20 protein-coding genes and 3 rRNA genes are annotated in these 25,062 nt (G+C 40.3%); 4 read left to right on the top strand and 19 right to left on the bottom strand.

Annotated elements, in window-relative coordinates:
* Positions 1-74: 74 nt before the first annotated feature.
* Positions 75-884 (bottom strand): transposase, encoded by an 810-nt coding sequence (locus MKY94_RS17935; protein ID WP_225216193.1) that lies wholly within the window; start codon positions 882-884, stop codon positions 75-77.
* A gap of 131 nt (positions 885-1,015) precedes the next feature.
* On the bottom strand, positions 1,016-1,792 hold the full coding sequence (locus MKY94_RS17940) for a recombinase family protein (protein ID WP_144541854.1): 777 nt from the start codon (positions 1,790-1,792) through the stop codon (positions 1,016-1,018).
* Between the two features lie 166 nt (positions 1,793-1,958).
* Here MKY94_RS17940 and MKY94_RS17945 point away from each other — a divergent pair, with 166 nt between their 5' ends.
* The gene (locus MKY94_RS17945; protein WP_026906918.1) at positions 1,959-2,159 is read left to right on the top strand and encodes a helix-turn-helix transcriptional regulator; all 201 of its coding nucleotides are present in this window, start codon (positions 1,959-1,961) and stop codon (positions 2,157-2,159) included.
* A 321-nt stretch (positions 2,160-2,480) separates the two neighbouring features.
* On the opposite strand, the gene MKY94_RS17950 is transcribed toward MKY94_RS17945, so the two are convergent.
* The 9 genes from MKY94_RS17950 to MKY94_RS17990 all read right to left on the bottom strand — a co-directional run bounded on the left by MKY94_RS17950 (position 2,481) and on the right by MKY94_RS17990 (position 13,769).
* Positions 2,481-2,936, bottom strand: a complete 456-nt coding sequence (locus MKY94_RS17950) for a DUF4274 domain-containing protein (protein WP_342578700.1) — start codon at positions 2,934-2,936, stop codon at positions 2,481-2,483.
* A 35-nt stretch (positions 2,937-2,971) separates the two neighbouring features.
* Positions 2,972-3,346: an immunity 22 family protein gene (locus MKY94_RS17955; protein ID WP_144541850.1), complete on the bottom strand. Its 375-nt coding sequence runs from the start codon at positions 3,344-3,346 to the stop codon at positions 2,972-2,974.
* 12 nt (positions 3,347-3,358) lie between these two features.
* Positions 3,359-5,284: a T7SS effector LXG polymorphic toxin gene (locus MKY94_RS17960; RefSeq protein WP_186318282.1), complete on the bottom strand. Its 1,926-nt coding sequence runs from the start codon at positions 5,282-5,284 to the stop codon at positions 3,359-3,361.
* A gap of 464 nt (positions 5,285-5,748) precedes the next feature.
* A complete protein-coding gene (locus tag MKY94_RS17965) occupies positions 5,749-6,375 on the bottom strand; it encodes a CoA pyrophosphatase (RefSeq protein ID WP_144541846.1) in 627 nt (208 codons plus the stop codon).
* A 464-nt stretch (positions 6,376-6,839) separates the two neighbouring features.
* Positions 6,840-6,955, bottom strand: a 5S ribosomal RNA gene (rrf, locus tag MKY94_RS17970).
* Between the two features lie 179 nt (positions 6,956-7,134).
* Positions 7,135-10,062: ribosomal RNA gene (locus MKY94_RS17975) — 23S ribosomal RNA — on the bottom strand.
* A gap of 235 nt (positions 10,063-10,297) precedes the next feature.
* Positions 10,298-11,852: ribosomal RNA gene (locus tag MKY94_RS17980) — 16S ribosomal RNA — on the bottom strand.
* Together the 16S, 23S and 5S rRNA genes form the textbook arrangement of a ribosomal RNA operon.
* Before the next feature lie 737 nt (positions 11,853-12,589).
* The gene (locus MKY94_RS17985) at positions 12,590-13,105 is read right to left on the bottom strand and encodes a hypothetical protein (RefSeq protein ID WP_342577549.1); all 516 of its coding nucleotides are present in this window, start codon (positions 13,103-13,105) and stop codon (positions 12,590-12,592) included.
* A 16-nt stretch (positions 13,106-13,121) separates the two neighbouring features.
* Positions 13,122-13,769 (bottom strand): hemolysin III family protein, encoded by a 648-nt coding sequence (locus tag MKY94_RS17990; RefSeq protein WP_340863812.1) that lies wholly within the window; start codon positions 13,767-13,769, stop codon positions 13,122-13,124.
* 158 nt (positions 13,770-13,927) lie between these two features.
* Here MKY94_RS17990 and MKY94_RS17995 point away from each other — a divergent pair, with 158 nt between their 5' ends.
* Positions 13,928-14,692, top strand: a complete 765-nt coding sequence (locus tag MKY94_RS17995) for an NRDE family protein (protein ID WP_191697950.1) — start codon at positions 13,928-13,930, stop codon at positions 14,690-14,692.
* A gap of 159 nt (positions 14,693-14,851) precedes the next feature.
* On the opposite strand, the gene MKY94_RS18000 is transcribed toward MKY94_RS17995, so the two are convergent.
* Together MKY94_RS18000 and MKY94_RS18005 are read right to left on the bottom strand one after the other, a co-directional pair.
* The gene (locus MKY94_RS18000) at positions 14,852-16,231 is read right to left on the bottom strand and encodes an SEC-C metal-binding domain-containing protein (RefSeq protein ID WP_340863813.1); all 1,380 of its coding nucleotides are present in this window, start codon (positions 16,229-16,231) and stop codon (positions 14,852-14,854) included.
* A 743-nt stretch (positions 16,232-16,974) separates the two neighbouring features.
* On the bottom strand, positions 16,975-17,799 hold the full coding sequence (locus MKY94_RS18005) for an MBL fold metallo-hydrolase (RefSeq protein WP_154312230.1): 825 nt from the start codon (positions 17,797-17,799) through the stop codon (positions 16,975-16,977).
* Between the two features lie 362 nt (positions 17,800-18,161).
* On the opposite strand from MKY94_RS18005, the gene MKY94_RS18010 reads away from it, so the two are divergent.
* Entirely contained in the window at positions 18,162-18,362 is a 201-nt protein-coding gene (locus MKY94_RS18010) for a cold-shock protein (RefSeq protein ID WP_144541707.1), read from the top strand.
* Between the two features lie 59 nt (positions 18,363-18,421).
* On the opposite strand, the gene MKY94_RS18015 is transcribed toward MKY94_RS18010, so the two are convergent.
* The 3 genes from MKY94_RS18015 to MKY94_RS18025 are packed head-to-tail and all read right to left on the bottom strand — an operon-like array spanning position 18,422 to position 19,663.
* Entirely contained in the window at positions 18,422-18,979 is a 558-nt protein-coding gene (locus MKY94_RS18015) for a DUF6434 domain-containing protein (protein ID WP_144541705.1), read from the bottom strand.
* A complete protein-coding gene (locus tag MKY94_RS18020; protein WP_191963816.1) occupies positions 18,969-19,364 on the bottom strand; it encodes a MerR family transcriptional regulator in 396 nt (131 codons plus the stop codon). The genes MKY94_RS18015 and MKY94_RS18020 overlap by 11 nt, the downstream gene beginning before the upstream one ends.
* Positions 19,361-19,663, bottom strand: a complete 303-nt coding sequence (locus MKY94_RS18025) for a hypothetical protein (RefSeq protein WP_191697945.1) — start codon at positions 19,661-19,663, stop codon at positions 19,361-19,363. Before MKY94_RS18025 ends, MKY94_RS18020 begins: the two co-directional genes overlap by 4 nt.
* 199 nt (positions 19,664-19,862) lie before the next feature.
* Here MKY94_RS18025 and MKY94_RS18030 point away from each other — a divergent pair, with 199 nt between their 5' ends.
* Complete coding sequence (locus tag MKY94_RS18030; RefSeq protein WP_342577550.1) at positions 19,863-21,551, top strand: methyl-accepting chemotaxis protein; 1,689 nt, start codon at positions 19,863-19,865, stop codon at positions 21,549-21,551.
* 366 nt (positions 21,552-21,917) lie between these two features.
* Here MKY94_RS18030 and MKY94_RS18035 read toward each other — a convergent pair whose 3' ends face one another.
* The 3 genes from MKY94_RS18035 to MKY94_RS18045 are packed head-to-tail and all read right to left on the bottom strand — an operon-like array spanning position 21,918 to position 24,972.
* On the bottom strand, positions 21,918-23,444 hold the full coding sequence (locus MKY94_RS18035; protein ID WP_342577551.1) for a tripartite tricarboxylate transporter permease: 1,527 nt from the start codon (positions 23,442-23,444) through the stop codon (positions 21,918-21,920).
* Between the two features lie 18 nt (positions 23,445-23,462).
* Positions 23,463-23,912: a tripartite tricarboxylate transporter TctB family protein gene (locus MKY94_RS18040; protein ID WP_144541695.1), complete on the bottom strand. Its 450-nt coding sequence runs from the start codon at positions 23,910-23,912 to the stop codon at positions 23,463-23,465.
* A gap of 55 nt (positions 23,913-23,967) precedes the next feature.
* Positions 23,968-24,972: a tripartite tricarboxylate transporter substrate binding protein gene (locus MKY94_RS18045; protein ID WP_342578701.1), complete on the bottom strand. Its 1,005-nt coding sequence runs from the start codon at positions 24,970-24,972 to the stop codon at positions 23,968-23,970.
* Positions 24,973-25,062: the final 90 nt, after the last annotated feature.

Below are 25,062 nucleotides of genomic sequence, written 5' to 3' on the forward strand. Positions count from 1 at the left end.
CAGTCTATTCAACCACCACCCAAATTGATTAACTAGCTATTGTTACAAGTTGCTCTGGCATGATGTAAGCCGTTTTATTTTTCATCATACCATAGATTATTCTGACTAATCTTCTCATAATGCAAAGAAGGGCTTATATCTCTGACCATGCTTTGAATGATAAAATCTCTAGATGTCTGATATTCTCGTTTTACTTCTCCATCATCTTGGACTAAAGATAATATTAGTTCTGCTTTTTTAGTTGAACAAGCTTTGCTACTCGCTTCTAATAGAAACTTTCGTAAGTCCTCTACTGTTTTCCCATCCAAATGAGAAGGTGAAGGGTAACTCTCCCAAAAAGCTAATGCAGTTTTGCCATCCACTTCTGAAAAGAACTCCTTGTAGCTTGGAAAATGATAGTTTAATTGCATATGCAGTTGGTTTTTCAAGGCTGTTTGTGCTTTCACTATCGTATTTCTTCTTCCAACCAATTGAGAGATTATCCAATGAATATCGGATGGTGTAGCTTCAGGCAAATAAGGTAGGTCACGTATTAAAACCCTTGCCACACATTGAGCGTCCCAACTATCATGTTTTTGTGTCATCGCATAGCTGTTTCGTTCTGCATTGGATAAAGAGGAATTAACAAACTTCACAATATACCCTTGCTCTAAAAGGTATAACGCTAAATCTCTTCCGTAACCGCCCACATCTTCTAATCCAAATACAGGGGTCAACCCTTCTGTTAGAAATCTATTCACATATTCTAATAAACTAGGAAAAATAGATGGTTTATTTTGAAAAGTCATCTCACCCAACTTCTCAAACCAACAATCCACTATCACCGCTGTATGTTGAAACTTATGTAAATCTAGTCCTATATAAATATACTTATCTCTTTTCATCAGAAATCCTCACCCCTACATTAGATTAAACGGATAAAGCAAGACAGAGAATGTCGGCAACCTTAGGTCGAGCGTTAGTCACTTGGACTCGCAAGGGTACGAAAGCCTATCCATTCTCTATCTGTTAACCGTTATAAAATGGCTTCGTGTTTGCCATTTGCTGTTATTTCTCCATAGTGGTATAAACCACTATAAAACGCTTTTCTATCTAAAATCCGTTTGATCTGGACTTTCGTAAACCATTTTCCTTGTTTTGTTCGATGTCCTTCTTCATTCAGTTGTTCTGCTAGTTGAGTTAAAGACCATGAAGGAAACTGTTCCTTTAAGTCAAACACTCTTTGTACGGTCTGAGCCTGTCTGTCATCTACTACAAGGCTTTTCTGACCTTTCTTCACTTTGTAGCCTAAAGCCACATTTCCTCCTGCATAGCCGCCCTGTTGGGCTTTCTTATTTCGTCCTCTCCCTAGCTTTAAAGAGATTTCTAATCGTTGATATTGGTCTAATAACTCCATTAAACCATTAATTAAAAAGTCGCTAGGGTCTTTCTTATAGATACTGTATTGTGGTTGTTCAATACTCCGAATGTCTAATCCATACTTTTTCAATTCTCGATGGACTAACACTTTCACAATGTCTGACCGCCATAAACGGCTTGTATTCAGTGTGACAACATAATCCACCTCATGGAGGGTGAGATACTCCAACATCTCCTGAAAGCCCATTCTGTCCACTTCTAACGCTTCTTCATCTACTTTAGCCCCACTGATACCCTCATCTTTAAATAAGCGTAAAAGTGTATATCCTTGAGCCTGACAATATGCCTTAATTTCATCTTCTTGGTAAGCAAGACTGTATCCATCCCTTGCTTGTCCTTGTGTAGATACTCGAATATATCCGATAACTTTCATGGTATTTTCCCCCTCCGTTACGCTAATTAGGATTAACGTAACGCTTAGCCGCTATAATTAACATAAATTCATTGTATGCGGCTTTAACGATACAATCAACCCCTTTACCGATACAAGTTTGTGATGTATCGTAAAAGGTAACATGAATAAGAGGAAGGGAAGTACCATGCCTATTACAATCAAGCTAAAGGAAATCCTTAAAGAACGTGACCTTTCACAACGTGAATTGGCACGAATGACAGGGCTTCGCCCTAATACAATAAGCCATCTTTGTTCAGACAACGTGGACAGGGTTTATTTATCGACATTAGAAACAGTATGCAAAGTGTTAGACATCGACATTCAGGAATTAATCGAGGTGGAGTAGTCCTCACTCTAGTAATCGTTCTATGTACGTCATAGTTGCGAAAAATTTTAAAAAGCATGGGAAAGCAAAGGTATAGTATTTGAGAATATAGATGGTGGTAACTGATGATTTTGTGACTACTTTTAAGAGGTAGAATACATTAAATTGGTTATACGTTTTAAAGGTGTTGTACGCACTTTATAATTTGTTAAAACATTATATAGGGCTTACAAGGCTTATCTCCACTCTGAAAATAATAAGTCGTTCATTCGGCACTAGGTAGCCCCCACAAAAAAGAAACCTTGAAATTTTTTTGCCAATCAAGGTTTCTAATAAATCACATCATATTTTAGGTATATCAATCTCTTTGCCTGGAGACTTACTAATTAAAACATCAGGAAGGTCTGGATTATTCTTTTTCAACTTATACTTTTGAATTTTTGTTAATTCAGGGTCAAAGGAAATGTCTTGTGATTTAAAGTCTAAGCTTAATAGTTTATTATAAATCTTTCCCAAAAAAACTTTCCATTCCTCTAATGAAGAACTTGAAACTTCATCTGAACTCTCTAACAAACGATAGCCATCTGCATAATGGAACATTAGTAAACCTGTCCCTAAATCACAAGCCTCATTATCTAAGATGACTGTTGGTACATCAAACCCACTAGTCCAATTATAATTTGCAGCAAAGTAATGAAGTATTAGTGAATTATCTACTTTTTTTAACTGGCTGATTAAAATATTTTTATCTGTATTATAAAGCAACCCCACCAGATAAGTAATTTCTGAGTTAACCATCAACTAAATCATTTCTCCATACCTTAAGATTTCTCTTACTCATAATTTGTAGCAGCAATAAAATCAATAGCACCTTTTGAAATAATTTCATTTTTATATTCAAAATTATATATTAAAATTACTGCATTATATGATTTCTTTAGGTCTATACTTTTCTGGATTTTTGGGATGACAATTTCTTCATACGAACACCCATTTAATAATACTGAAATATCACTACTACTATTCTTATAGACCGCTTTTTCTATAGTATCCTCATCTGTTTCATCCATATCAATATTAAAATCGATAAAAAATTGGGATGGGACAGACTCTCCATCCTCATCATACGTTAAATCAACATACTCTCCTATTGAGTCCTCATCGTTAATATTCCCTAACCAAATTGAAACCCATCCTTGTTTTTCCATTATAGTACCCTCCTACTTTAATCTTAGACCTTGTGGTAAAGACGAAACTCCACCCTCTAATCTATAATTAGCCCAGTTATTAAGTCGTCTAACAAATGTATTATAGTCGCTAGAAGTATCTATTATTGCTAACAATTCATTATGTGCCTTAGTTGAGCCTAACCCTCCATGAACACCGTTTGGATTGACAAATTTGACATCGGATATAGCTGTTCTTAAATCTTTAATCTCCTCAGCACCAATATTCCAATACTTAAATTGAGGAGCTCTTGAAACTAAGTGCCACTCATGTAATCCTCCTGGTTCTCTTAGTTGACGTTCAATTTTCTTTCTAATCTTTTTATCTTTCCAAAGTTCGTCTAGTTCACTACTTGTGAGGGAATTGAAAAATTTATTAAAATGCCCACTCTTTGCAGTTGGTATATCTTCAACAGTTAATTTTGTTATATCTTTAGCATTATCTATACCCTTAGTATCTACATCCACATTCATTATATCTTTATTAACATTATCATAGATACTTTTATTTGTTGGGGCAGTATCCACTTTTGTAGACGGCGTGCTAATTGCCTTTGTACTTTTGGAGGTTGTAGGTATATCCATTTTCGCTGTTGGCATATTAAACATTGATGGACTATTCAAATGGTTGAATGCTAGAGCGTTCGGTGTCCCATTCTGTAAGCTAGTAAACAGATTTAATTTTGTCTGTGTTCCACCCAGTGGACTATTGACCACATCCCGGTAAACTGAAGTATAGACAGATTCTACAGCCTCATCACTTAAGACATTTTTGGGCTGAAAAAACTTGCTACCTTTATTTACAAATTTTGCTCCGGTACTTCCCCAGCCTGCAAATGGAATCATCGCACCAAACGAGAGTGTTGCGTTCAACTTATCTCCTCTAGCTGTATAAATAATCCCATTTGCCCCATCCGCTATTTCTCCGATTCCGGGTATTAGCCCTACTAAATCTAATCCAAACTGTATTCCATCCAACAGTTTATTTTCTTTTGGTGGCTCAACTTGGACTACTTCTTCCTTGTATTCTACTTTAGAAACGATTTCGTAGTATACTGTCCCGTTTTCCGAGTACTCTTTTATCAGGAGACCATTTGCATACTGATGGTATTTTACATTCTCTCCGACGTTTTCTTCAATTGTATTCATTCTTTTCAAATCTAGGGCTTGAAAAGTTTGGGTACTAATCATCGTACCGATCATTTTTTCATGTTCTTCTACCCATAAACTATTAGGATCTAAGTATACTTTAGGAAATAGTTCTGTTCTAATTCCACTTCCAAACGTAAGTGCATTCCATTGACTCGGTTGGAAATGAATGTCCTTCACTCCTGCTTTGAACATTCCCTCCATATCTGCAAGCCAAGAGCCCATCGTTTGAATATTCTGTTCCACCGGGTTTAGCGAAGTCGTTTGAGAGGCATCAAATTCATGTAGCTGTAAAACTGTGTCATCACGTTTCTTTTTGGAGTTTTGTACCCCTTCTTGCACCTCACTGTCATTCAAATGAGGTAAAGCAACTATATCACTTACCGAGTCCATGATACTGTTTGCCTCGTTCGTAAGTCTTTCCGTTATATTAGCAATTAGCGTAAGTCCCTGTTCCAGCTCTCCCTCTAAAAACTGTTCGAGAATATAGCCAGCTGCATCCGGTTCTAATGATATGAGGGCAGCTTCAACTTGTTGGAGCTTTTGCTTGAAGCTGTCTGAGAAGACAAGAAAAAAATGAAGGAATGGCAAATGAACATCCGAATAGAAGCCTCGGATTGCACTACCTCCCGCCCCCTTCAATACCTCTTCCATTGCTACTAATTCTTTAACTGTGTCTTGAATATTTCCTACTTCGTTTTGCAGTCGTTCAAGCATAGCTATGTTACGTTGCAGCCCATCTTGAAGTAAGTCTACATCTAGGATTTTCATAGGCATGTCCTCATCGAATCAGGTACAATGAAGCATTTCCAATTTTCTCTATTATACAATATTCCCCACCAGATAGACATAAAATCTCCTCCTCTAGCAAACTTACATTACCTATAATATTCCATTTTTTATATAGAAAGGTAAAGTGAAGACTGTCATTTCATATTAAAATGATTCAGAAGAATTGTCTTTTTTTAGGAAACTGGTTATTTAGAAGGAATGACTTATAGGAGCATAGGCGCATTTATAAAGTGCTAATTATTATTATTTAATTCTAATTTTGATACTCTTCCTATACAAATTAATAAGACTCCCTATCAATAGAAAGCCTTTTAAAACTACTATAAATTTAATACTCTAATACTTTTATACAATGCTAAGAGCTTTGTGTTAAATTTATCTCCTTAGTATTATGAAAGTATCATGGTACATATTTCTCCCCCTTTTTAGATTATTTCTTATTATTATCTATTAACATTTCTTATTGTTTCCACAAAATGTTTTAATACCCGTGCTGTTAATCCCCAAATTGTATAGTTTTTATAATCATAAAACCATTCTTCAACATCACGGGGTCTCCATTGGTATTTGTCTCCATTAAAAATTTTTTCAAATGGAAAGTCCATCGGAGGCATAGGTTGAACAGAGACAGTGTGCATATAAGGCTCATAGTTTAAGAGCCAGTTGATTGGCACTGTAAATACTTCTTCAACCTCTTGTTTGTTAAAATTTTCGATTTGATGATGATCAATAGTCGCTACAAATGGATAAACTACGAAAGATGAAGAAGTGATATAAGGACTCATTTGTCCTAAAATTTTTATAGATGTCGGGGCTACACCCAACTCTTCATGGGTTTCTCGTATAGCAGCTTCCATTGGAGATGCATCTGTAGCATCAATACGACCACCTGGAAAACTAATATCTCCAGGCTGCTTTCTCATCGTTAAGGAGCGCACTTCAAACAAAATATGCCATTCTCCTTCCACTTCCACAAGTGGAAGCATGATTGCCGAGCGCAGAGCTGTTTCCTCCCCAATAAATAGTGGCTGTCTATGGTGTAATTCTTTCTTTAGCTCCTCCAAGAACATGGAGTTCCCCCCTTGCTTAGTTTCTCTATTATAAGAGTAACATTAATATTGTCTCGTTTAAAATAATGTGAAGTGCCATTTAGATATATGAAACGTCTAATTATGTATTTTACTTTAGACTTAATTTATTTATATTCATTTTAAAAAATGCCAAACAAAAAGCCGCTACCGATTAATCGGTAACGACTTCCTATAGTGCCCAGCGACGTCCTACTCTTGCAGGGGAACCCCCAACTACCATCGGCGCAGGCTGCGAAACCAGATGGACGGCAGATTTCTTCGTCAGCTACGTCGATCGGTTCTCGCGTATGCTATACGCTCCGAGCCTCTCTTCCTTGCTTCCTCGAACTCTTTGCCCCTCTGCTTTCTCGCTCACTTGCTTATATAAGGTTGATTGCCTTCGGCCTTTTTCTCCTTAATACAAAAAAGCCGTCATCGATTTCTCGGTAACGACTTTTTTCAGTGCCCAGCGACGTCCTACTCTTGCAGGGGGAGACCCCCAACTACCATCGGCGCTGAAGAGCTTAACTTCCGTGTTCGGTATGGGAACGGGTGTGACCTCTTCGCCATCATCACTAGACTTGTCGGCTTCCAATCCACTGCGCATTGCGTTGTCAACTTCGCTCGTTCAGTCAGTCACGTACGTAAGTACGTTCCTTCCTTCGCTCACTCGTTTCCTAGCACTACTTGTGTTTTGAAACCCTACTGAGTTGTTCACTCAAAACTGGATAAAAGACATCATTAATGGAAACAAACAATTTGGTTAAGTCCTCGATCGATTAGTATTCGTCAGCTGCACGTGTCGCCACGCTTCCACCCCGAACCTATCTACCTCATCGTCTTTGAGGGATCTTACTTACTTGCGTAATGGGAAATCTCATCTTGAGGGGGGCTTCGTGCTTAGATGCTTTCAGCACTTATCCCGTCCACACATAGCTACCCAGCGATGCCCTTGGCAGAACAACTGGTACACCAGCGGTGTGTCCATCCCGGTCCTCTCGTACTAAGGACAGCTCCTCTCAAATTTCCTACGCCCACGACGGATAGGGACCGAACTGTCTCACGACGTTCTGAACCCAGCTCGCGTACCGCTTTAATGGGCGAACAGCCCAACCCTTGGGACCGACTACAGCCCCAGGATGCGATGAGCCGACATCGAGGTGCCAAACCTCCCCGTCGATGTGGACTCTTGGGGGAGATAAGCCTGTTATCCCCGGGGTAGCTTTTATCCGTTGAGCGATGGCCCTTCCATGCGGAACCACCGGATCACTAAGCCCGTCTTTCGACCCTGCTCGACTTGTAGGTCTCGCAGTCAAGCTCCCTTCTGCCTTTACACTCTTCGAATGATTTCCAACCATTCTGAGGGAACCTTTGGGCGCCTCCGTTACACTTTAGGAGGCGACCGCCCCAGTCAAACTGCCCGCCTGACACTGTCTCCTACCCGGGTTACGGGTATGGGTTAGAATTTCAATACAACCAGGGTAGTATCCCACCGACGCCTCCTCCGAAGCTGGCGCTCCGGGCTCTAAGGCTCCTACCTATCCTGTACAAGTTGCACCAAAATTCAATATCAAGCTACAGTAAAGCTCCACGGGGTCTTTCCGTCCTGTCGCGGGTAACCTGCATCTTCACAGGTACTATAATTTCACCGAGTCTCTCGTTGAGACAGTGCCCAGATCGTTACGCCTTTCGTGCGGGTCGGAACTTACCCGACAAGGAATTTCGCTACCTTAGGACCGTTATAGTTACGGCCGCCGTTTACTGGGGCTTCAATTCGCACCTTCGCTTGCGCTAAGCACTCCTCTTAACCTTCCAGCACCGGGCAGGCGTCAGCCCCTATACTTCACCTTACGGTTTTGCAGAGACCTGTGTTTTTGCTAAACAGTCGCCTGGGCCTATTCACTGCGGCTCTTCTAGGCTATACACCCAAAAGAGCACCCCTTCTCCCGAAGTTACGGGGTCATTTTGCCGAGTTCCTTAACGAGAGTTCTCTCGCTCACCTTAGGATTCTCTCCTCGACTACCTGTGTCGGTTTGCGGTACGGGCACCTCCCACCTCGTTAGAGGCTTTTCTTGGCAGTGTGAAATCAGGAACTTCGGACTAAGTCCTCGCCATCACAGCTCAATGTTACAGAGTGCGGATTTGCCTACACTCACACCTCACTGCTTGGACGTGCATAACCAACAGCACGCTTACCCTATCCTACTGCGTCCCCCCATCACTCAAACGGTGGGGTGGTGGTACAGGAATATCAACCTGTTGTCCATCGTCTACGCCTATCGGCCTCGACTTAGGTCCCGACTAACCCTGAGCGGACGAGCCTTCCTCAGGAAACCTTAGTCATACGGTGGATGGGATTCTCACCCATCTTTCGCTACTCATACCGGCATTCTCACTTCTAAGCGCTCCACCAGTCCTTCCGGTCTGACTTCAACGCCCTTAGAACGCTCTCCTACCACTGATACCAAAGGTATCAATCCACAGCTTCGGTGATTTGTTTAGCCCCGATACATTTTCGGCGCAGCGTCACTCGACCAGTGAGCTATTACGCACTCTTTAAATGATGGCTGCTTCTAAGCCAACATCCTGGTTGTCTAAGCAACGCCACATCCTTTTCCACTTAACAAATACTTTGGGACCTTAGCTGGTGGTCTGGGCTGTTTCCCTCTTGACTACGGATCTTATCACTCGCAGTCTGACTCCCAAACATAAATCATTGGCATTCGGAGTTTGTCTGAATTCGGTAACCCGGGATGGGCCCCTAGTCCAAACAGTGCTCTACCTCCAAGATTCTAACGTTTGAGGCTAGCCCTAAAGCTATTTCGGAGAGAACCAGCTATCTCCAGGTTCGATTGGAATTTCTCCGCTACCCACACCTCATCCCCGCACTTTTCAACGTGCGTGGGTTCGGACCTCCAGTAAGTGTTACCTTACCTTCATCCTGGACATGGGTAGATCACCTGGTTTCGGGTCTACGACCACATACTCATTCGCCCTATTCAGACTCGCTTTCGCTGCGGCTCCGTCTTCTCAACTTAACCTCGCATGTAATCGTAACTCGCCGGTTCATTCTACAAAAGGCACGCCATCACCCGTTAACGGGCTTTGACTATTTGTAGGCACACGGTTTCAGGGTCTATTTCACTCCCCTTCCGGGGTGCTTTTCACCTTTCCCTCACGGTACTGGTTCACTATCGGTCACTAGGTAGTATTTAGCCTTGGGAGATGGTCCTCCCGGATTCCGACGGAATTTCACGTGTTCCGCCGTACTCAGGATACACTCTGGAGGGAATGAATTTTGGACTACGGGGCTTTTACCCTATCCTGCGGACCTTTCCAGGTCGCTTCATCTAACTCATTCTTTTGTAACTCCGTATAGAGTGTCCTACAACCCCAAGAGGCAAGCCTCTTGGTTTGGGCTCTTCCCGTTTCGCTCGCCGCTACTCAGGGAATCGAATTTTCTTTCTCTTCCTCCAGGTACTTAGATGTTTCAGTTCCCTGGGTGTGTCTCAGATGCGCTATGTATTCACGCAAATGTACTGCCCCATTACGGGCAGTGGGTTTCCCCATTCGGAAATCTCCGGATCGAAGCTCACTTACAGCTCCCCGAAGCATATCGGTGTTAGTGCCGTCCTTCGTCGACTCCTAGTGCCAAGGCATCCACCGTGCGCCCTTATTAACTTAACCTAAAAGTTAAAAGTACTACACTTGCAATCACGTAAGTGATCACAATTTGAATATCTTGCGTTTGTTTCTTTTTTGATGTCGTTTTATCCAGTTTTCAAAGAACAAAGGGCTTGTCCCTTTGCGACGAGTAATCGCAGGAGCAAGTATAAATGCTCATCATAAAAATGAACACTCAAAACTGAACTGCAAAACGTTAAGATACAGATAAAGATCTGTATTCCGAATATATCCTTAGAAAGGAGGTGATCCAGCCGCACCTTCCGATACGGCTACCTTGTTACGACTTCACCCCAATCATCTGTCCCACCTTCGGCGGCTGGCTCCCAAAAGGGTTACCCCACCGACTTCGGGTGTTACAAACTCTCGTGGTGTGACGGGCGGTGTGTACAAGGCCCGGGAACGTATTCACCGTGGCATGCTGATCCACGATTACTAGCGATTCCGGCTTCATGTAGGCGAGTTGCAGCCTACAATCCGAACTGAGAACGGTTTTATGGGATTAGCTCACCCTCGCGGGGTTGCGACCCTCTGTACCGTCCATTGTAGCACGTGTGTAGCCCAGGTCATAAGGGGCATGATGATTTGACGTCATCCCCACCTTCCTCCGGTTTATCACCGGCAGTCACCTTAGAGTGCCCAACTGAATGCTGGCAACTAAGATCAAGGGTTGCGCTCGTTGCGGGACTTAACCCAACATCTCACGACACGAGCTGACGACAACCATGCACCACCTGTCACCGCTGTCCCCGAAGGGAAAAGCCTATCTCTAGGCCGGTCAGCGGGATGTCAAGACCTGGTAAGGTTCTTCGCGTTGCTTCGAATTAAACCACATGCTCCACCGCTTGTGCGGGCCCCCGTCAATTCCTTTGAGTTTCAGTCTTGCGACCGTACTCCCCAGGCGGAGTGCTTAATGCGTTAGCTGCAGCACTAAGGGGCGGAAACCCCCTAACACTTAGCACTCATCGTTTACGGCGTGGACTACCAGGGTATCTAATCCTGTTTGCTCCCCACGCTTTCGCGCCTCAGCGTCAGTTACAGACCAGAAAGCCGCCTTCGCCACTGGTGTTCCTCCAAATCTCTACGCATTTCACCGCTACACTTGGAATTCCGCTTTCCTCTTCTGCACTCAAGTCCCCCAGTTTCCAATGACCCTCCACGGTTGAGCCGTGGGCTTTCACATCAGACTTAAAGGACCGCCTGCGCGCGCTTTACGCCCAATAATTCCGGACAACGCTTGCCACCTACGTATTACCGCGGCTGCTGGCACGTAGTTAGCCGTGGCTTTCTAATGAGGTACCGTCAAGGTACGAGCAGTTACTCTCGTACTTGTTCTTCCCTCACAACAGAGTTTTACGATCCGAAAACCTTCTTCACTCACGCGGCGTTGCTCCATCAGACTTTCGTCCATTGTGGAAGATTCCCTACTGCTGCCTCCCGTAGGAGTCTGGGCCGTGTCTCAGTCCCAGTGTGGCCGATCACCCTCTCAGGTCGGCTACGCATCGTCGCCTTGGTGAGCCGTTACCTCACCAACTAGCTAATGCGCCGCGGGCCCATCCTGTAGTGACAGCGAGATGCCGTCTTTTAACATTTCCTCATGTGAGGAAATGGATTATTCGGTATTAGCCCCGGTTTCCCGGAGTTATCCCAATCTACAGGGCAGGTTGCCCACGTGTTACTCACCCGTCCGCCGCTAAATCAGAAGAAGCAAGCTTCTTCATCATTCGCTCGACTTGCATGTATTAGGCACGCCGCCAGCGTTCGTCCTGAGCCAGGATCAAACTCTCCATAATAGAGAACTTAAAAAGCTCATTTTGTTTTGCTGGCATCATCATTAAATGATGTCAAAAATTGTTTTGCGTCAATACAACCGAAGTTGTTTGATGCTATATGTCTTAACGTTTTGCATGTTCAGTTTTCAATGTTCATCGTGTCAGCCAAACTTGTTTACCTCTTGGCGACTTCTACTATATTACTCTCGTTTATATTATAAGTCAACACTTTTTAAAAACTTTTTTAAAAAGATTTTATTAGAGTCTCATTCCTCTTCAGAGTTAGCTACATTAGTAGAATGTTCTAGGATTGATATTAGGCAAAAAATTATATGATAAATCACTTTCCTTCTATATATATTAGTATACATCTCCTTGCAATTTGGTTATATAAATACGCTGGCAATAGTTATTCTTCGTTTATGGTAATTCAAAACTATATTTCGCTCTGTTCAACCTTGTTATTTTCTACAGTCGATTCAGACAATACTCCTTACAGAAACAAATAATAAGCAGTAGAAAGTAATATTCTTACTTCCTACTGCTGCTTTAATTACCTTCCCGTCAAGTTTGGGCTATGTAATACTTCTTTTTGCGTGAACGGTTATAAATATTTTTATGCGGTCATAAAATCTCGCTGAACGGTCATAAAAAAATCTATCCGGTCATAAATCCTCGCTATCAGGTTATAAAATTTTCTATGCGGTCATAAACCCTTGATAGCCGGTCTCAAATAGTAATATCTCTCTGCTAAAGGACTATATAGTATGAAGAAGCTCTAACGTTTCGATTACACTGCTTAGAAAATCATCTATTTCGTCTATATTTTCTTCTTTAATTTTTTGGTGGAAGCTTAGCAAAATTGTATTTACATAGTTTTTCTTTAATTGTCCGTATTCAAAGCTTAAACGCTGAGTGATTGTTATGTCGTCCTCCCATATTTCCTTTAGGGCTAACTCAATACTCTTACACACTTCAGGTACTTCTATTACACTTTTTTGAAATTTTAACTGTAGCGTACATCCAGGGTCCTTACCAGGAGTCTCCAAAATTTCGGATGCTAACTCCTCCAAGGAAGCTTCTATTATAATCTCTGCCGTTACTTTTTGTTTATCGGAAAGGACAAATTCAATAGAAAAGTCTCTTTTTATAATAGAAAAGTCCATTCGATCTGTTCTGTTAGTTATATTGATTTTGCGTTCTATATTGTCCATATCATATAGAAGATTCTCAAATGCAACCTTTAAATTTTCGAAGACGGTTGGATCATACATGTGATTTCCTCCTTAGTTATACAGGTATTGGCAGTAGCGTCATGATAGCGAAGAAAACTAAAATAGCCGCTACGAGCACAAATACATGCCACACTGCGTGATGGTACGGAAAGCCTCTCCATACATAAAAGACCGCCCCTCCGGTATAGAGCAATCCGCCAAGCGCTAGCAAAACAAGTCCCTCTATGGACATATTGGTGATGAGCGGCTTCCATGCAAAAACTATTAACCAGCCCATCACAACATACAAGATAGTAGAGGTATGCAAAAACCGCTTAACAAAATAGGCTTTGAACACTGTACCTGCTATCGCTAATCCCCACATAATACCAAACAATGTCCAACCTAGCGGACCTTTTACTACTAAGAATAGAAGTGGAGTATAGGAGCCTGCTATTAAATAATAAATAGAAGAATGATCCATGATTTCAAAGAAGTCTTTGGCTCTTCCCTCTGGAAATGCATGTACAAGGGTCGATGATGTAAACAATAGCACCATGGATGCCCCAAACAGTGTAAAACTCACCACATGCCAAGCATTCCCATACTTGACTGAGGAAACGATTAAAATAACAAGTGCAGCTATACTTAAAAGTGTACCAACACCATGTATGATTGCATTTGCAAGCTCTTCTCGTTTAGAAAATATATGTGTATTACTCATCTCTGTCATCTCCATTAAAATCGTTTATTCCATTTTATCCTATCACTTTTCATCAATAAATGCAGACACTCATCAAATCTGATAGTGATATAATAATTGAAGTAGTTAGCTATAGACCAGACTTCCCTCATAACTTGTTCAAAAAGGAGCTATCTTATATGTGTCTCGTTAATTTTCAATTTAAAACTCATCCTACCTATCCACTCATAGTAGTTGCCAATCGAGACGAATTTTATGAACGTCCAACTGAGTCTGCTCATTTTTGGACGGATTATCCTAACATCCTTGCCGGACGAGATTTGCTTCAAATGGGAACATGGCTAGGGGTTTCTAAAGCTGGTCGCTTTGCAGCATTGACCAATTTTAGGGATCCTCAACTAAAACCGGGTCGGCTTTCTCGAGGTGATATCGTTCGAGATTTTTTAGCTGGCAATGAAGAACCAATGGAGTTTATCGCAGGCTTAAAGAGAAAAAGAGAAAACTACGGTGGCTATAATGTTGTCATTGGGGATAGTAATCACCTGTATCACTATAACAATATCCTAGATGAAATGAATGAAATTGCGCCTGGTACACATAGCTTAAGCAATCATACCTTAAACACACCCTGGCCAAAGGTGAAAAAAGGAAAGCAGAAATTAGCTGAATATCTTCTATTAGATAAAGTAGAAGTTGAGCCTCTGTTCGAAATACTTAAAGACGAAAATGTTGCACAGGATTATGAGCTTCCCGAGACTGGTGTAGCTCTCGAGCTTGAACGTAGCTTATCTCCAATGTTTATCAAAATACCTAACTACGGTACACGCTCCTCGACTGTATTGTTAATGGACTACAATCAACAGGTTACCTTTGCAGAACGAACCTATTCAGAAGGTGAAACACAGTCTGAAAATTCTTTTGCATTCAAAACAAGCCTGACATAACTAGCTTCTATAAAACTGAGGTCATATCAAGAAAAAGTTTCCCCTGTTGCGAAAACAATAGCAGCCTCAGCCTATAACAAAAAATAAAGCTTCGAAAATTTTACTGATCATAAAATTTTCGAAGCTTTTCATTTTTTAAGGTGAGTTGTGTCACAGTCTTTATTTTCCACAGCATTTCTTATACTTTTTACCACTGCCACAAGGACACGGGTCGTTTCGACCGACCTTTTTATCTGTTTGTTTGCTCTCCGGTGCAGCTGGTACTGCTTTTAGATTTGGCTGCTCCATCAAAGTAATTTCATGTGGGGTATGACCTCTATTGCCCCACAGGCGAGTTGTTACCGACACGAAGGCAATTGCCTGCACATATTCATTGAACATTTCCTGATCTTGAATGTTATGACGAACAGCAAATTGCTGAACCACCGTATTAATACTACTACCGACTGTTCGCATATCTCTGATTAGCTGATCCATATTTTCTTTGATCATTAATGTGCTACCACCAAATAGATCCTTTTGCATCATGGACGCAAGCTTTTCTTGATAGATTGTTTCCTCGTAATAATTAGGATCTGCATAACGAAGAAGCTCTTCCTTTGCTGGCACGTAATAAGGCTTTCCTACAGAGCTTTCTTTTAAGATTTCATAATCATTGGAGTTTATCGAAGTATGTACAAACTCATCTGAATTAACTGTAACAAATTGATTTTGTAATTGTTCTGACGATTTATCTATAAATGACAATAATTCATTTCTCGTCAGAGCTTTAACATTTTGCGAATTATATATATCTAGAAATTTAGAGAAGTCAATAATTCCATATAAGTTAATACAAGCAGCTGTATACTTTAAAATAGCTTCCGTGTTTTCTGAATGCTCAAGAATAGTAGATTCTCCACCTCGATATTTATCCGTGAGGACAAGATAATTATCATGATCAATTTTCTCCCACTCTGTCTTTTTATACTTCACATTTTTTAGCAGTTCATTTAACTTGTCTTTATCAAAAGGTTTAAATTCCTGACGCTCAGCCCAGCCATACATATGTAAATAATCCGGATGATTAGGGTTGGCCATAATTTTTTTAAATTCCGAAAAGCCAATTGGACCACCAATATCTTCAGGAGGCGCCATGCCTTCTCCATCCAATATAGTAGGATAACCAAAATAATAATCCTCTACTATCTCTTCTAGCTCTATTAGAATTCTCCAATCGTCTTCAAAGTCATAGTTATAAATGAGGTAACCCTTCTCTTGAAGATACTTGTCAATCTTTATACGGATTGGCTGCTTAACCTCTTTGCCTTCATACTTCTTCCCTTTATATTTTTGTATGATTTCTTCATCATTCGTAATATACTTGTCGTTTGTTTCTATCGCGAAGGAATGATATGGTTCCATCATGCTTCGAAAATTTGTCACGTATTGAATGGTCTCATGAAGTCTATTAAATGTCGCATCTGCCGGCAGAACGACTCTTCTCCACACCTTCGGATCTACGTGCTCAAATGATAATTTTAAAATATAAGCTTTCAAATAAATTCACCTTCCTCCATTAATCATACGGTATAAAACTGTTTTCTTCGAGCAAAAACTTCTTTTAGGAGAACGCTTACGCAGGGATTCTATATAATGTATTTTAGGAAGGTCTTTTGCTTTTTAGATAAAGGTAAAATAGTAGGGATAATGGAGTGTATGTAGGAGGAATTTGAAAAAAGCTGTCCTTTTCTATATTCGCTAGTATGATTGCTCACTTTGTACAGAGAAATAGACTAAGTAAAAAAGGACTCTACTATGTAGCAGTCCTTTAGAGTGTAGACAAAAGGGTTGGAAATCATTTCTATTTCCAACCTTTTTCCAATTATTCTAGGTTAAATCTGGTTAGTTTCTTAAGATTTAAGTCAGCAAAAGTAAGCATCGCCTGCATGGACAATTTTTTTTATTCCATTAGGGTTGTCCATCGCATACCATGCTTTTCTTTACTCTTTTCATATATTTCTTTCATGGTTGTGTCGCAAGTCCTCAGCTATATTATCCGTCCCCTCATTCCTTTAATAGGAAGCATTGTTGATTGGAGCGGAGAGCGGCGACTCCAGCGGGAATAGCGCGAGCTGAAGACCCTGGACTGAGCGTAGCGAAGGAAGCGGCTGAAGCCGTGCCCGCGGAAAGCGTCCGCTCGCAGCGGAGATTAACATTTCTAGCTTTATCTCTTAAAGGAAAAAAGACTGTAGGCAAAACACCAAAATTCATGGTGTTTGTCTACAGTCTGAAGGACTCTACTATGTAGCAGTCCTTTTGAGGCTCTCATTAATCACGGAACGTATGATATGTAGGGAGCTCCATTCACCCATGGAGAAGCGAGTGATGGGATATTTCTTCGGAAAAATAATATGGGTTATTTCTTCTTCACGTTTACCCTCCGCATGAAGCTGCAAAATACGGTCCTGTATCTCTAATAAATAATGTAACTTTCTTTCGAGTTGTCTTCTACCCTTCTCTAAGTAGCCTGCATGGCAGCAATAAACTTCATCAAAATCATACATAAGAACTCGCTGTAGGGACTCTATTAATGTCGGGATGCTTTCCTCTCGAAGTACGACCTTCGTTCGTTCCTGGCAATAGAGATCTCCTGTAAACAATTGCCCGGTCTGTCGATTAAGAAATGCTAAATGGTCCTCGGCGTGTCCAGGTGTAGGAATGACGTCCCATGTGGCGGATTTGGAAGTAAACGTCTCGCCAATCGGCTCTGCTTTAAACGGCTGCCTCTTCCCCCAAAATAGCCTGCGATAGAGAGGATAGTCGGCTTTCTTTTCGCAACAATCTATATAAAGCTCGTTCATATAGATTGTTTTACCTTGATTTTGTAGATAAGAAGCACAGCCAGTATGATCCTCATGATAATGAGTAATCATTACTTGATTTACTTCCTGCTGGAGAAAAAATGGTTTAAATTCCTTTTCGAGAGATTGTGACCCTGTATCTATTAAAACGCCATCCACTACAAAACAATGGACATTTAGTTTAACACTCTGAAAGGATACCTTCCCGTTTCCCATTACCACACCATTTTTAGTGGAAACATCAAATTCCTTTTTAAAAAGCATACGTTCTCCCCTTTTAAAAATTTTCTTTAGAAAAGAATACCATAAAATGAATGACTATTCACTATTTTAAAACTTCCCTAAGTACTGGTGCTTAGCTATTCATTATATAAAGTATAAGATAATTATTTATTCTGTTTTACAGGATTAGGGAAATACTTTGAGATATCTTAAGTACTTTACTGGACAAATGAGAAGTTACGTTATATACTGAGTTCAATAGTTAAATTGCTTCATCAAAACATTGAATTCACATATTACAAAAAGTGATCGTGAAATGTTTGTCGATACTCTTTGTAATATGTGAATTTTTTTATCTGTTGAAAGATTTATATTATTTAATTTATTTTATGGAGGTTTTTTACATGACACAAGGTACAGTAAAATGGTTTAACGCAGAAAAAGGTTTCGGATTTATCGAGGTTGAAGGCGGAAGCGACGTATTCGCTCATTTCTCAGCTATTCAAGGTGAAGGATTCAAATCTCTTGACGAAGGTCAAAAAGTTGAATTTGATATCGAAGAAGGTAACCGCGGACCACAAGCAGTTAACATCGTAAAACTTTAATTCTTCGGAATTAACTTGATAAAAGCCGTACACTCGAAGTAATTCGAATGTACGGCTTTTTATTTTTGATATTTATTACTACCTGGTAGCTGTTTGATAGCATTCCAAGCATCGATTGCATCCTGACGTGTTTTTTCTTTATTGTTAGGATCGGCAAAAAAGTCTTGAGTGAAACGGTTATATTCAAATTGAGGTGCAATCTCTCTTTTATAGGTTGGATCTTTTTTACGTTCTTCTTCCTCTTTCCAAGCATTCACTGCATCACGGTATGTTTTTCCAACGTTATTTTTAAAATAGTCCTGAATATAGGTAGAAAAATGAAATTTTGGTCCAATGGTTTGCTGAAAAAATGCTCTTACTTGTTGGCTACAGCGATGTCCCTCATTTATAACAGTATCTAAAGACAGCACTGCATCTGCTTTAACCTGTTTAGTCCTCCTGACTGGTTGAAGTATTTCACCTGAGCGCAGAAAAACCTCTATTCGATTGGCGATTTCTATTTTAGAGCCAGAGGGACTAATACTGTGTTCTCTACAAAACTTTTGAAGTTCTTCCTTTAACCAATAGTACTGTTGAAATTCCTCTATGCTTAAATTTTTTGTTAGATTAGGTCTCATTTTTTGTTCCTCCAAGTAATTGTTCCATTTTCTTGTCTGCACGGAGCAACACTTCTTTTATTTGTATAATCTGTTCTTCTTTTTGTATCATTTCCCGATATTTTTCTTGAAATAAATTTCTTAGCAATTGTAATTTATCTGTTTCTTCCTCAGTTAATTCACTATCTTTATCTACATGTTCAGTCCACTCAAAGAGTAATTTTATTTCATTTAATGTAAAACCATTCTGTTTTAGCTTAATAATTACTTGGATAGACAGTATATCCTCTTCTGTGTAATCTCGGTGATGGCACTCTATGTTTGGCTTTAATAGTTTTATCTTTTCATAATAACGAATAGTATCCTTGCTAACCCCGGTCTGGGAAGCAAATTCTCCAATTTTCACAATATCACCCCTATTACAATTAGCATATGAAAAACAAACCGAAAACCATGGTGACTATAGCTGATCCTTCCCTTTGTCTGTATTCCTTCCCAGATTGCTAGCAAATGTAGACTTATAAAACAGACTACTATTAAATACAACGTCCAGTTTGGAATGAACGAGCTTACAACCAATGCAAGCGAAGTTAACACAAATAATAAGGATCGTATAGAAAAACCCTTTTCCTTCCATTGTACCACTCCAGCTACTAATGTTAATAATCCATACATACAAACTAAACTATGAACAACTATTTCCATCTCCAACACCTCCTCTTTGACTTTAAATCGTGGAGTTAACTCCATGTCAACAATGTTTTTAAGCTACTTCAGACTATTTTTATTAAATTTTTATCAATAACGTCCTTTTAGTAATAATTTTTCATTAGCCTACTTCAAATGACATTACTAATAGTCGATAAATACGAAGTGATTATATTTATTGGAAAGAAGGCAGCTTATGAGTATCGGCAAAAAGTTAAACATCGCATTTATCACTATTCTAGTTTTGTTATTAATCTCTACTGGAACATTTATGCTTACATCTGCTAATGTGGAAAGTAAAGTGGATGAGGCTCTCGACTATAGAGTCACTCAATTACGAATAATCGACGAGATTCGTTTTGGGATTGGAATGCAGGGTCAATATTCACAGGAACTGTTAATTGATAATTCTCCTGAGACGAAGGAGCAGTTAGAATACTATATCCAGTATGTCGACGACAAAATTGCTGAAATTGCATCTCTTGCCCACTCCAAAACTATGAAGAAATATGTTGAGGAGATTTACGTTTATAAAAATGAATTCAATGAGGCATCTGGAATATACTTGGAGTATGCTAAAACAGGTAGCATGAGTTCTGGAACAAGAATTTTAAAGGATCGTATTACTCCTGCAAATGCTGGTATTTTAGATGTTGCAAAAAAAATGCTCGATTATCAGGATAAGGAACTGAATAAAATATCGGAAGATACGGATAACGCTATGATTCTGTCTAACATTGTAGCAATTGTTATGTTAGTAATCATTCTGATAAACGGGTGTTTTGTTATGTGGTTCACTCGTAAGCAGATCTCTAATCCGTTAAAAGAAATGGTGAGAGTGTCCGAAACCATTGCGACTGGAGATTTATCGGTGGATGATTTGAAATATGTATCTAAGGATGAAATAGGAAAGCTCTCTTCTGCTACTAATCAAATGAAAAACAATCTTCAAACGTTACTCAAACGCATACATGAGAATTCGGAGCATTTAAGCGCAGCTGCTGAGGAGCTATCTGCTAGCACAGAAGAGGTAACCGCCTCTACAAATGAGATCGCCAATCGTGCTAATGACACTCTAGAATCTTCCGCTTCTTCTGCCCAGTCAGCCAACGAAAGTTCGCGCGCTATGGATGAAACTGCAACGGGAGTTCAAAGAATTGCCGAATCAACACAGAGCTTACATGACAATTCGAACGAGACGTATCAAGCAGCACTCGCTGGAGGTAAAATTATTCAACAGGCTAGCGAGCAGATGAATACGATTAACCATTCTTCCGAGATGATGAATGATTTAGTACAAAAGCTTAGCAAACAAACAATTGAAATTGAAAATATCACTAATGTGATTACGAATATCACAGAGCAGACTAATCTCTTAGCTCTAAACGCTGCAATCGAAGCAGCACGAGCAGGAGAACATGGAAAAGGATTTGCAGTTGTTGCTGATGAGGTTCGCAAGCTTGCAGAAGAATCTAGACAATCCGCAAATCAAATAGTGAATTTGATTAAGGAGATAAAATTAGATACAAGCAATGTAGAGAAAGCTGCTGAGGACTCCCTCACTTCTGTTACAGAAGGTGTAAAAATTATTGGAGAAGCAGGCCAAGCTTTTGAGGAAATTGTCACTGCTGTAGAGCAGATGAACATTCAAATTGAGGAAATTTCAGCTACTTCTGAGGAAATTTCAGCTTCTGCAGAACAGGTTTCCGCCTCTGCAATGGAAATCGCTAACGGAGCAGCAAATGCTTCCTCTAACGTAGAAAGTATTGCAGCAGCTATCGAGGAGCAGACAGCTAGTATGGAGCAAGTCAGTGGTGTGGCGGTTGAGCTGTCACAGAATGCTCAGGACTTACAAGAAGAAATAAATAAATTCAAACTAGCATAAAAATATCTCCATTTTACTCTTTTTCGAAAGCTACAGACCTATAGTCCATTCAATACCGAATAATTTTTAGGAGGATGATCGCACTTCATGATCGTCCTCCTATTTTAATATTTATCGATCACCTCAATTAAAAGTGAGCGCCTATAGCAATACATTTTTATAAAAAAACAGCTACCAAAGTTTATGACTCTGGCAGCTGTTTTGAGGGATAAGAAAAGCATATAGACAGGCGGGGAGGTAGACAGCTAAGGCCATTCCAAATGACGTGTAAGCGACGCGACAGGGCCAGCTTTTTCACTCCCCCACCAGAAAGCGCCCGCTTAAAGCGGAAATATCTTAAAACCATCTTTTAAGAATCACTTATATCTATTCTTCCTCATTAATAATCACTTGTTTCCCTCTAGCCTTTAATATAAGAGGGACTAACAACCAAGCAGCTGCCGCAATTATGAAAACTAATGATAATGGTTTCGTAAAGAAGATACTAAAGTCTCCGTTAGAAATGGTCAGTGCACGGCGCAAGTTATTTTCGATCATAGGACCTAACACAAGTGCAAGCACTAATGGGGCAACTGGGAAATCATTTTTAGATAAGAGATACCCAAGTATTCCACAGCCTAATAATAAAAACAAATCGAAGGTTGTGTACTGTACAGCGTACACTCCGAAAAATGAAATGGCTATAATCATTGGTAGCAAATATTTTTTAGGTGTTTCAATAATTTTTGCAAACACTCTAACTAATGGCATATTTAACACAAGCAGCATCAAATTCCCAATGAACATACTAGCAATCAAACCCCATGCAACCTCTGGATGCTCATCAAATAATAACGGGCCTGGCTGAATATTATACATAATAAGTGCTCCCATAAGGATCGCTGTTGTCCCAGATCCAGGTATACCTAGTGTCAAAAGTGGAATCATCGCTCCACCTGAAGCTGCATTGTTTGCTGATTCTGGACCAGCCACTCCTGCAATATTCCCCTTGCCGAAAGTTTCAGGCTTTTTGCTAAATTTCTTCTCTGTAGTGTAGGAAAAGAAGGATGCAAGTGTAGCCCCTGCTCCTGGTAAGACTCCAATAAAGAAGCCAAGTAATGAACCTCGGACAATAGGTACAGAGCTGTCCTTGATATCCTGTTTAGTGGGTAGTATGCGGTTTATCTTTGCTATATTACCCGTCTCTTCATCTTTCTCCAATATCGTTTTAAATACCTCACCTAGTGCAAATAATCCTACAGCGATTGTTAAAAACTCTAGACCAGAATAAAGAATCGGTTGGTCATATGTAAAGCGAGCAATACCGGAAACTGCATCAATACCAATCGTTCCTAGCATGAGTCCTAAAACAGTCATTATTAATGCCTTGGTCATAGACTTTCCTGCGAGCCCACTAACGGCAGCTAGCCCCAGCAGCATTAAAGAAAAGTACTCAGCTGGTCCGAATTTAATCGCGACATTAGAAAGAGGCTCGGCTAGCAGCACTAGACCGAGAAGGGCAACAATTCCTGCCACGAATGATCCGATAGCAGCGATGGATAAAGCAGCTCCTGCTCTGCCCTGCTGTGCCATTTGGTATCCGTCTAATGTAGTTACAACGGATGAGGACTCTCCCGGTGTATTCAATAATATAGATGTCGTTGACCCCCCATACATAGCACCATAATAAACCCCTGCTAACAATATAATAGAGCTAGCTGCTGCAGCTTCTGTTGGCATCCCCGACGTGATAGTTGCAGTTACCGGAATTAGGAGAGCCACACCGCTCATAGGTCCAATCCCAGGTAAAACGCCAACAGCGGTTCCAATAATTACACCTACAAATGCAAATAATATATTTTGCCATTGGAAGGCAACACTAAATCCATCCATTAAAAACTGTAATGTACTCATCGCTTGATGTCTCCCTCCTTATAGCAGTGGAAATCCTGGTAACGAACCTCCGAGCAGCTCTGAGAATAAGTAATAAACCCCGACTGAAAATACGGCAGATATGATGACCGAGTAAATAACTTTTCCACGTTCAACTGTTTGAAAAGCAACAAGCAGAAAGAGAAAAGTAGAAATAACATAACCAATCTTTTCGAGTAAAAAGGCGTAAAGTAAGGCACTAACAAAAATTATGATAAATTTCTTATATTGAAGCTTTTCTTTGCCAGATTCCTCTGATTTATATTTAAACGTTTCATATATTAAGCGAATACTAAGAAGCATTAATATAATTCCAAGCCACATCGGAAAGATTTTTGGTCCTACTGAGGAGCCATATGCGCTATCAGAAATTTTTTGACTCTCCACCAAAAAAATTATTCCTACCAATAAAAAGCCAATACCAGCAAAGCGGTCAAAGCTTTTATTCATCTATCTATCCCTCCCACCAAAAGGAAAAGGCGACTTTACTAGTCGCCTCACCTGATTATTTCTGCATACCAAGAGCTGTTAGCAATTCTACAATTACTTCATCTTGCTCTTCTAAATAAGCGGTAAAGTCTTCTGAGTTACGATATTCACTAGCCCAGCCGTTTCTCTCAAGCTCTGCTTTCCACTCGTCTGTCTCCGTCATCTTTTCCAGCTTTTCTGACCAATAGGTTACAGCACCTTCAGACATTTCCTTAGTGCCAAAAATTCCACGCCAAATAGTGAATTCTGCATCAATTCCGGATTCCTTGAATGTTGGAACTTCAGCAAGCTCTCCCTCTAATCGTTCACTAGAGCTAACTGCCAAAACTCTCACATCTCCAGACTTCACATAAGTTGCGATAGTAGAAGCATCTGTAGCTATCACATCAGCATTTCCACCAAGAAGAGCAGCAACTGCTTCTCCCCCTCCGTCATAGGGCACATACTTTACAGACTTAGGGTCGATTCCCGCTTCATGTGCTGGTAGTACTCCAACTAAATGATCCATAGAGCCCGGTGCTGACCCTCCAGCTAAAGTAACTGCTTTCGGATCTGCTTTAATAGCGTCTAGCACGTCTTGAAGTGATTCAAACTTAGAATCATTTTTTACTACGATTGCGCCATAATCACGAGTAAGCTGTGCTAAAGGAGTAGTATCCTTGTAGCCATATGGACTATTCCCTTCAGCCTTGTTGTTATTAATAAGAATTGGTGGTGATTTAACCATTAGGACATGATCATTTTTTACTTCTTTCGTAGCGAATTCTGCCATGTATACAGCTCCACCACCACCTGGTTTATTCTCCACTGTAATTGGCTTCTCCACCAATTTTGTATCGTTTAATGTTTTTGCAATGGCACGTGCTGTAAGATCCCAGCCACCACCTGCTCCAGAAGGAGCAACAAGTGTAATGTTATTCTTTGGATACTCCGATGCTTTAACACCTCCATCATCCGATGAACACGCTGCAAGACCTAATGTAAGTGTTGCGACTAAAGCGATAGGAGCAAATTTTTTCATCCACATCTAACTTTCCCTCCTTATAACCTATTTTATGAGAGCGTTTTCATACGCTTTCTATTAATTTATCAAAACATTTTATATATTCAA

It is taken from the genome of Psychrobacillus sp. FSL K6-2843, from assembly GCF_038626375.1.
GTDB lineage: Bacteria > Bacillota > Bacilli > Bacillales_A > Planococcaceae > Psychrobacillus > Psychrobacillus faecigallinarum.

Coding starts and splice junctions, on each gene's coding strand:
- MKY94_RS18015 (WP_144541705.1), bottom strand. CDS start 18,979: ATGAGACCTAATCTAACAAAAAATTTAAGCATAGAGGAATTTCAACAG.
- MKY94_RS17945 (WP_026906918.1), top strand. CDS start 1,959: ATGCCTATTACAATCAAGCTAAAGGAAATCCTTAAAGAACGTGACCTT.
- MKY94_RS17965 (WP_144541846.1), bottom strand. CDS start 6,375: ATGTTCTTGGAGGAGCTAAAGAAAGAATTACACCATAGACAGCCACTA.
- MKY94_RS17940 (WP_144541854.1), bottom strand. CDS start 1,792: ATGAAAGTTATCGGATATATTCGAGTATCTACACAAGGACAAGCAAGG.
- MKY94_RS17990 (WP_340863812.1), bottom strand. CDS start 13,769: ATGAGTAATACACATATATTTTCTAAACGAGAAGAGCTTGCAAATGCA.
- MKY94_RS17995 (WP_191697950.1), top strand. CDS start 13,928: ATGTGTCTCGTTAATTTTCAATTTAAAACTCATCCTACCTATCCACTC.
- MKY94_RS18035 (WP_342577551.1), bottom strand. CDS start 23,444: ATGAGTACATTACAGTTTTTAATGGATGGATTTAGTGTTGCCTTCCAA.
- MKY94_RS18040 (WP_144541695.1), bottom strand. CDS start 23,912: ATGAATAAAAGCTTTGACCGCTTTGCTGGTATTGGCTTTTTATTGGTA.
- MKY94_RS18025 (WP_191697945.1), bottom strand. CDS start 19,663: ATGGAAATAGTTGTTCATAGTTTAGTTTGTATGTATGGATTATTAACA.
- MKY94_RS18005 (WP_154312230.1), bottom strand. CDS start 17,799: ATGCTTTTTAAAAAGGAATTTGATGTTTCCACTAAAAATGGTGTGGTA.
- MKY94_RS17950 (WP_342578700.1), bottom strand. CDS start 2,936: ATGGTTAACTCAGAAATTACTTATCTGGTGGGGTTGCTTTATAATACA.
- MKY94_RS17960 (WP_186318282.1), bottom strand. CDS start 5,284: ATGAAAATCCTAGATGTAGACTTACTTCAAGATGGGCTGCAACGTAAC.
- MKY94_RS17985 (WP_342577549.1), bottom strand. CDS start 13,105: ATGTATGATCCAACCGTCTTCGAAAATTTAAAGGTTGCATTTGAGAAT.
- MKY94_RS18030 (WP_342577550.1), top strand. CDS start 19,863: ATGAGTATCGGCAAAAAGTTAAACATCGCATTTATCACTATTCTAGTT.
- MKY94_RS17955 (WP_144541850.1), bottom strand. CDS start 3,346: ATGGAAAAACAAGGATGGGTTTCAATTTGGTTAGGGAATATTAACGAT.
- MKY94_RS17935 (WP_225216193.1), bottom strand. CDS start 884: ATGAAAAGAGATAAGTATATTTATATAGGACTAGATTTACATAAGTTT.
- MKY94_RS18010 (WP_144541707.1), top strand. CDS start 18,162: ATGACACAAGGTACAGTAAAATGGTTTAACGCAGAAAAAGGTTTCGGA.
- MKY94_RS18045 (WP_342578701.1), bottom strand. CDS start 24,972: ATGAAAAAATTTGCTCCTATCGCTTTAGTCGCAACACTTACATTAGGT.